Raw genomic sequence first — 7,206 nt, forward strand, 5'->3', positions numbered from 1 at the left:
GCTTTCGCGAGCAAGCCCGCTCCCACAAGGGGGTCGGGTGTACTCAGATATTTTGTGGCCGCTACAACTCAACTGTGGGAGCGGGCTTGCTCGCGAAGACGGTGTGCCAGGCGATATGAATGCTGCGGACTCACCGCCATCGCGAGCAAGCTCGGCTCCCACAGGAAACAGGTGACTTTCAATGGCTGGCCGGCAAGAACTCGAACAGCGTCTGGCAGACGCCGGCGATGTGTTCGTCCAACAGTTTCACCGCGCGTTCCACATCCCCGGCGCGGCAGGCGTCGACGATTTCCCGGTGTTCGTGATCGGCGCGTTCCTTGCCGGCCGAGAGGCTCATCTGCATGCGCAGGTAACGTTCCAATTTGTCGTGGACCGAGCGAATCAGGCTGACCATGAACGGCCGCTGCGCCGGTTCGTACAGGCACGCATGCAGTTGCCAGTTGAGCTCGGCCCAGCGTCCCACGTCGTCCTCACCGATGAATTCCCGGCAGATGCTTTCGGCGCGGGCGAAGGTCGCTTCGGTCATGTTGGGGATTGCCAGGCGCAGCACCTTGTCCTCCAGCAACATCCGCACCTCGAACATCTGCGCCAGCTCCGCCTCGGAGATCCGCGTGACCATCGCCCCCCGATTGCGCTGGAACATCACCAGGCCCTCGGCCTCCAGCCGCTTGAGGGCTTCGCGCACGGGAATCTTGCTGACATTGAACTGACGGGCGACGTCGTCCTGGCGAATCGGCTCGTCCTCGGCAAAATGCCCGGCGACGATCGCATCGCGCAGGTGGCGGGTGATGATTTCCGAAGTGGAAGGCGTGTTGCCCAGGTCAGGCAGGTTGAACTTGGATAAAGTCACGGCGGCGGGGTCGTTCGGTTGAGGTGGGGATATGGTATACGACTTTGCGCCGGCCGGGTCGAGCCCGCCGAGCCCGACGCTGGCGCGCTTCCCTGTGGCGTTGGAGCTTGCTCCCGCTGGGCTGCGCAGCAGACCCGAGATTTTTGCGATTGCTGCGCAATCGAGCGGGAGCAAGCTCCCTCGCCACAGGTGTCCACCATACTCTGGCGGGATTTTCGTTCAGCCGTGGGAAAGCTGAGCCCCACAGGCTTGCGTCCGAACGATGCGCAACCCGGTAATACACGCGCCAATCGACAACGCCAAACCGAACAGCACCAGCGCGACATCGGCGCCGAAACGGTCCGCCAACACCCCAGTCACCACCACCGGAATACTGAACCCGACATAGGCGAACAGAAAAAATCCGGCACTCACCCGGGCCTTTTCCGATCCGGCCATGGCGGTGATCGCCGATAACCCGCCCAGGTAAAGAAACCCGTAACAGGCGCTGCTGGCCCCCAGTGCGCCGAGCAGCACGGCGGCCAGCGAGCCGACGCTGGCGCCCCAGGCCAGCAACGCGTAGCTCAGCGGCAGGACCAGCAACCCCAGGGCGGTGGCCCGGGCCGGGTGCAGGCGGCGCACCCACGGCTGGAAGAGCAATCCGCAACTGATCACGGTGAAGGTCGACAGGCCGGACCAGCCCTGCAAACCGTGGGTCGCCAGCACCGACGGCAGGATGGCGATCACCAGCCCCGAAGTGGCCCAGGCCAGCAGCATGGAAAAGCTGTAGGGCAGGCTGCCAGCCGGGAACAGCGGCAAGCGCAACAGCGGCGCATTACTGATTTTCACGGCAGGATCCGGCAGTCGCCAGACCACGACCATCGCCGCAGCCGCCAGTACCCATTGCAACCCGAAGCTGCCGGGCGTAACGCTGTGATGAAATGATAGGAACAGACTGGTCAGCGCCGCGCCGAGACCAAATCCCAGGGACGTGCTGGCGGTTACCCGATTAGCTGGCGAGCGTGTGTCGCCGCTGGCCATGAGTTCAGTCATGTAGGCGGTCGAAGTCGCCGAGGCCAGCCCGGTCCCGACGCCCATCATCAGGCGTGCCAGGCCCAGCGCCTCCAGGCTGGGCCAGAGCAGTGTGACGACGGTCGCCAGCATCGAGAGCGCGAGCGCCACCAATATCAGCGGCTTGCGTCCGACCCGATCGGCCAGCCCGCCAAAGGCCAGCAACACCGGCAGCACACCGAGCACGTACCCGGAAAACGCCACTGCCGTGGCTCCGGCACCGTAGCCGGACAATTGCGCGTAGGTGGTGTAGAGCGGCGCTTGCAGGTTGACCGCCAGGGTGATCAGGCACAGGCCGAAAGCCAGTCCCCACGAGTGTTTTTGATGGGTGTCCAAAGGTGTTCCTTGAGGCGAGTGAAGTCCCTGGGACTATCACGGCCAGCCGCCACGCAAACAAGGAACAGGCCAAAGCCTTTTATGCTTAACTGTTCGCTCGAAATATGAGAACACTTCGTCGAGCGAGCCTGCCGTGGATCTGAAGATTGAGCGCAACGTGGCTGAACCCGTGGTTCGCCAATTGGTTAATCACCTCATGGACTGGATCGCCGCCCACGGCATTCGCCCCGGCGCCCGGATGCCCTCCATCCGCCAGCTGGCCGGGGAAAACGGCCTGAGCCTGTCGAGCGTGATCAAGGCTTACGATCATCTGGTTGCCAGCGGGGTGCTGGAATCCCGGCACGGCGCGGGCTTCTTCGTTGCCCGACAGACGTGCGCGCTGACAGAGCCTGAAAGCCAGGCGGATAACCCGGCGTGGCGACTGTTCGACAACGCCTCGACGCAGCTCAAGCTGGGGTGTGGCTGGCTGCCCGATGCCTGGCGCGACGACGCCGACCTCGGCCAGGCGATCCGTCAGGTCGTGCGCAGCGACAGCCAGGCGTTGTTCAACTACAGCACACCGTTGGGTTCAGCCCCGTTGCGCCTGCACATCCAGAAACGCCTGGGCCTGATCGACATTCACGTCGACCCGGGGCAGATCCTCACCACCCAGGGCGCCAGCCACGGGCTGGATTTGCTGGTGCGCACGCTGCTCAAACCCGGTGACCTGGTGCTGGTGGAAAGCCCCGGTTACTACAACCTGTTCAATCTGCTGAAGCTGCACGGGGTCAGGACCCTGGCGGTGCCGAGGACCGCCCAAGGTCCGGACATCGCCCACCTGGAACAGCTTCTGGGCCGACACAAACCCGCCTTTTTCTTCATCAACAGCATGTACCAGAACCCCACCGGCACCAGCCTGGCGCCCAGCGTGGCGTATCGTCTGCTGCAACTGGCCACGGTCCATGACTTTCGCATCGTCGAGGACGACATTTACGCTGATTTCCAGAATGGCCCGACGTCACGCCTGGCGTCCCTGGATGCCCTGGACCGGGTGATCTACCTGGCAAGTTTTTCCAAGACCCTGTCCAGTTCGCTACGCATCGGCTATGTGGTCGCCCGGCCCGAAATCATCAACCGGTTGGCCGAAGTGAAGATGGTGACCGGCATCGGTTGCTCGTTGCTGGCGGAAAATGTGGTGGCGACGCTGTTGGCGAACGGCGCGTATCGCAAACTGCTCCAGCGCCTGCGCCAACGCCTGAACAAACAGATGGCGAGCACGCTGCGTCAGCTTGATCCCAGGTACTGGGAAGTGTTTGCCGAGCCCATGGGCGGCCTGTTCATATGGGCCAGGCCCCGATGCCTGGATTCGCAACGGGTGCAACAAATCGCCCGCGACCTGCACATCCAGCTCTCACAAGGTTCGGCGTTCCTGCCGGCGGGGGAGGCCTGCGATTGGCTGCGGCTGAACGTGGCCTATACCCAGGATGTTCGGGCGCAGACCTTCTTCCAGCGCATTGAGCAGGAGTCGATCAGGGTGCGCTAATGGGAATGCATATCAAACAGGAATGAGTTGCTGTATCGTTCGCGCACATTTTTGTCAGCCGCCAGCGATGGCGGCGTTTTTGATCGGGATTGTGTGTCGATGCGTCGGATTCTTGTTTCACTGTGTGTGCTTCAGGCTTATTCCATCTCCACCTGGGCTGAGGAGCCCATCGCTGCCAACCCGGCGAGCCTCGAGTTGCAGGCCACCGACATTGTTGGCAGCGCCGATTACGAAACCGCCCAGGGACCGGTCAAGGGCTATCACGCGACCCGTTCGGCCAGCGCGACCCGGACCGACACCGCGATTCACGAGACCCCGCAATCGATCTCCGTGGTGTCCCGCGACGTCGTCGAAGACCTCGGCGCCACGCGCTTGCAGGACGCCCTCGACTACGCGGGCGGGGTGGGCCGGGCGAACAACTTCGGCGGCCAGGGCCTGACCACTTTCACTGTGCGCGGTTTCACCACGGGCGAGTTCTATCGCAACGGCTTCCCGATCAACCGGGGTTACCCGAACATGCCGGACGCCAACACCATCGAGCGCCTGGAAGTGCTGCGAGGCCCGGCAAGCATGTTGTATGGCCGCGGCGACCCGGGCGGCACCTTCAACGTGGTCTCTAAGCAACCCTTGGCCGAACGTACGGTGACCCTGGGCAGCCAGCTCAATGACCGGGGCATGCGCCGTGGCACCCTGGATGCGTCCGGTCCGCTGGATGAACAGGGCAACCTGGCTTACCGGCTGAACGTGGTGGGCGAGGGCGGCGATACCTTCCGCGACCATGTCGAGACCGAGCGTTACGGCATCGCACCGGTGGTCAGTTGGCAAGTCAACGACACCACGCGCCTGACCTTCGAAGGCGACTTCATGCGCAACAACCATCCGCTGGACCGTGGCGTGACCCACTACCCCGGCCAGCGTGGCACCGCCTCTCGCGATACTTTCTTCGGCGAGAAAGACGCTGGCAAGCTGCACAACGATAACAACATGCTGCAGGTACGGTTCGAGCACATGCTCAATGACGACTGGACCCTGGCCGGCGGTACCCAGTGGCTCGACGGCACGTTGCAGGGCAATGCCGTCGAAGGCAATGGCATCGGTGCCGATGGCCGGACCCTGGGTCGCAACTTCAACTACCGCAAACTGGAATGGACCGACCGCGACTTCCAGCTCAACCTCACCGGGCATTTTTCCACGGGCGGCTTCGAACACACGCTGCTGACTGGCGTCGAGTATGAAGACTATGACTACCAGTCCATCATCCGCCGCTCTGCCGCGGGCGTCGGTGCCTACCCGATCGATATCTTCGACCCGGTGTACGGCCAGCCGCGCCCGGCATTGACCCGTACTCCGACCGACGATCAGGAAAACCTCAAGACCTTCGGCGTGTTCGTCCAGGACCAGGTGGCCCTCACCGAGCGCCTGAAGTTGCTGGCCGGTGCACGTTTCGAGCGGTTCGAGCATGAGTACGAGAGTTTCGTTCCGCAGAATCCGCCCGGCAGCCGCAACTGGGAAGTCACCGACCACGCTGTCACTCCTCGGCTGGGTGTGCTTTACGATCTGACCGATACCGTAGCGGTCTACGCTAACACCGCGCGCTCGTTCAAACCCAACAACGGTGCGAGTCGCCAGGGCGGTGGGTTCAAGCCGGAAGAGGGCAAGTCCTATGAGGTGGGGGTCAAATGGGAAGCGCTGGACCGTCAGTTGAGTGTCGATGCGGCGGTGTACCAGATCGAAAAACGCAACGTGCTGACCACCGATCCCGTGGACTCGACGTTCAGCATCGCCGCCGGTGAAGTGCGCAGCCGTGGGTTTGACTTGAATGTCGCGGGCAACCTGACGCCGGAATGGCGGATGATCGGCGGCTATGCCTATGTCGACGCCGAAGTGACCAAAGACGCCAACATCCCGTCCGGCACGCGTCTGCTCAATGTCCCCGAAAACAGCTTCAGCCTGCTCAACGTCTATGAATTCCAGGACGGAGGCCTCAAGGGTCTGGGGCTTGGCGTGGGCGCCAAATACGTTGACGAACGCGCCGGCCAGACAGCAGCGAACGCGTTTTCCATGGACAGCTACACCGTCGTCGACCTGCTGGGCTATTACAAAGTCAACGAGCGGATCCGCTTGAACCTGGACCTGAAGAACCTGTTCGACGCCGACTACGAAGAAGGTGCGTTCGGCAACGTCTACGCCTACCCGGGCGCACCGCGGACGGTACAGGCCGGGATCTCCTACACCCTTTGAAGCAACACGCAATCCCTGTGGGAGCGGGCTTGCTCGCGAATGCAGTGGGTCAGTTGACATATTCGTCTTATGACACACCGCTTTCGCGAGCAAGCCCGCTCCCACACTGTTTTTTCGTCGACCACAAAACCATGGTTCACCACAGATCCACTGTGGGAGCGAGCCTGCTCGCGATGGCGTCGTGTCAGCCATTGAGAGGCTGACTGATCGGGCCTCATCGCGAGCAGGCTCACTCCCACAGTTTCTTCTACCACTTACCGGTGCTCATCCCGCCATCCACCGGCAGGATTGCGCCGGTGGTGAAGTCTGCGCCGGCCAGGTACAGCACGGCTTCGGCGATTTCGGAGATGGTGCCGACGCGGCCGGCCGGGGCCAGGTTGTTGAGGAATTCGCGGTGGGCCGGGTCATGCATCGGCGTGTCGATGATGCCGGGTGCCACGGCGTTGACCTTGATGTTGTGCGGCGACAGTTCAAGGGCCAGGGCGCGGGTCATCTGGTTGACACCGCCCTTGATCAGCACCGGCAGCGCCGCCGGAACCTGGATGTTCGGCTGCAACGCCACTGAGGCGGAAATGTTGATGATGAAGCCCTCGCGGCGGCTGATCATGTGCGCGGCGGCCGCCTGGCTGGCGTAGACGAGCCCCTTGAGGTTGGTGTCCAGCAACGACTCGAGGTCCTGCGGACTGTATTCGACGAAGGGTTTGGGCAGGAAGAACCCGGCATTGTTCACCAGCCCGTCGACGGCGCCGAAGGCCTCGATGGCTTTGCCGATGAGCGCGGTTGAAGTCGCCGGTGCGGCAATATCGCCGGCTACCCCTATGAAACTGGCCGGATGGCCGAGTTGTGCCGCGGCCTGGTCCAGGCCGGACTGGGAACGCGCATTGCCCACCACGTTATAGCCCCGGTCCAGGAACGCCTTGACCAGACCCAGGCCGATGCCGCTGGAAGCGCCGGTGATGATGACGGTTTTCTTGCTGCTCATGATTTTTCTCCTGATCACATTGAGTTGAACCGCGGCGCCGGTTGGGGGCGCTGGTTGAGATCAGGTTATTACTGCGCCTTGGTTTGATAAATTGGGGTTCTAGTACTTGAGTTGATACGTGGTGTAATTAATCTTCGAGCCTCACACATGATCAATGTGGGAGCGGGCTTGCTCGCGAAGGCGGTGTATCAGCCACATCTCCATTGCTGACACACCGCCTTCGCG

5 protein-coding genes are annotated in these 7,206 nt (G+C 62.5%); 2 read left to right on the plus strand and 3 right to left on the minus strand.

Annotated features, from left to right (window positions below; all coding sequences use genetic code 11):
• Positions 1 to 178: 178 nt before the first annotated feature.
• Both RGM2987_RS00875 and RGM2987_RS00880 read right to left on the minus strand, forming a co-directional pair.
• Positions 179 to 850 carry a GntR family transcriptional regulator gene (locus RGM2987_RS00875; RefSeq protein WP_245138228.1) on the minus strand — a complete coding sequence of 224 codons (672 nt, stop codon included), beginning with the start codon at positions 848 to 850 and terminating at the stop codon, positions 179 to 181.
• Positions 851 to 1,069: 219 nt separating this feature from the next.
• Complete coding sequence (locus RGM2987_RS00880; RefSeq protein WP_245138229.1) at positions 1,070 to 2,236, minus strand: MFS transporter; 1,167 nt, start codon at positions 2,234 to 2,236, stop codon at positions 1,070 to 1,072.
• Between the two features lie 133 nt (positions 2,237 to 2,369).
• Between RGM2987_RS00880 and RGM2987_RS00885 the strand changes: the two genes are divergently transcribed.
• Together RGM2987_RS00885 and RGM2987_RS00890 are read left to right on the plus strand one after the other, a co-directional pair.
• Positions 2,370 to 3,758 (plus strand): PLP-dependent aminotransferase family protein, encoded by a 1,389-nt coding sequence (locus RGM2987_RS00885; protein WP_245138230.1) that lies wholly within the window; start codon positions 2,370 to 2,372, stop codon positions 3,756 to 3,758.
• Between the two features lie 99 nt (positions 3,759 to 3,857).
• Positions 3,858 to 5,999 (plus strand): TonB-dependent siderophore receptor, encoded by a 2,142-nt coding sequence (locus RGM2987_RS00890; protein WP_245138231.1) that lies wholly within the window; start codon positions 3,858 to 3,860, stop codon positions 5,997 to 5,999.
• Positions 6,000 to 6,246: 247 nt separating this feature from the next.
• On the opposite strand, the gene RGM2987_RS00895 is transcribed toward RGM2987_RS00890, so the two are convergent.
• Positions 6,247 to 6,981: an SDR family NAD(P)-dependent oxidoreductase gene (locus RGM2987_RS00895; protein ID WP_245138232.1), complete on the minus strand. Its 735-nt coding sequence runs from the start codon at positions 6,979 to 6,981 to the stop codon at positions 6,247 to 6,249.
• Positions 6,982 to 7,206: the final 225 nt, after the last annotated feature.

It is taken from the genome of Pseudomonas sp. RGM2987 (assembly GCF_022952855.1).
GTDB lineage: Bacteria > Pseudomonadota > Gammaproteobacteria > Pseudomonadales > Pseudomonadaceae > Aquipseudomonas.

Excerpts from the sequence above, each read along its gene's own strand:
- RGM2987_RS00895 (WP_245138232.1), bottom strand. The coding sequence starts at position 6,981 with ATGAGCAGCAAGAAAACCGTCATCATCACCGGCGCTTCCAGCGGCATC.
- RGM2987_RS00890 (WP_245138231.1), top strand. The coding sequence starts at position 3,858 with ATGCGTCGGATTCTTGTTTCACTGTGTGTGCTTCAGGCTTATTCCATC.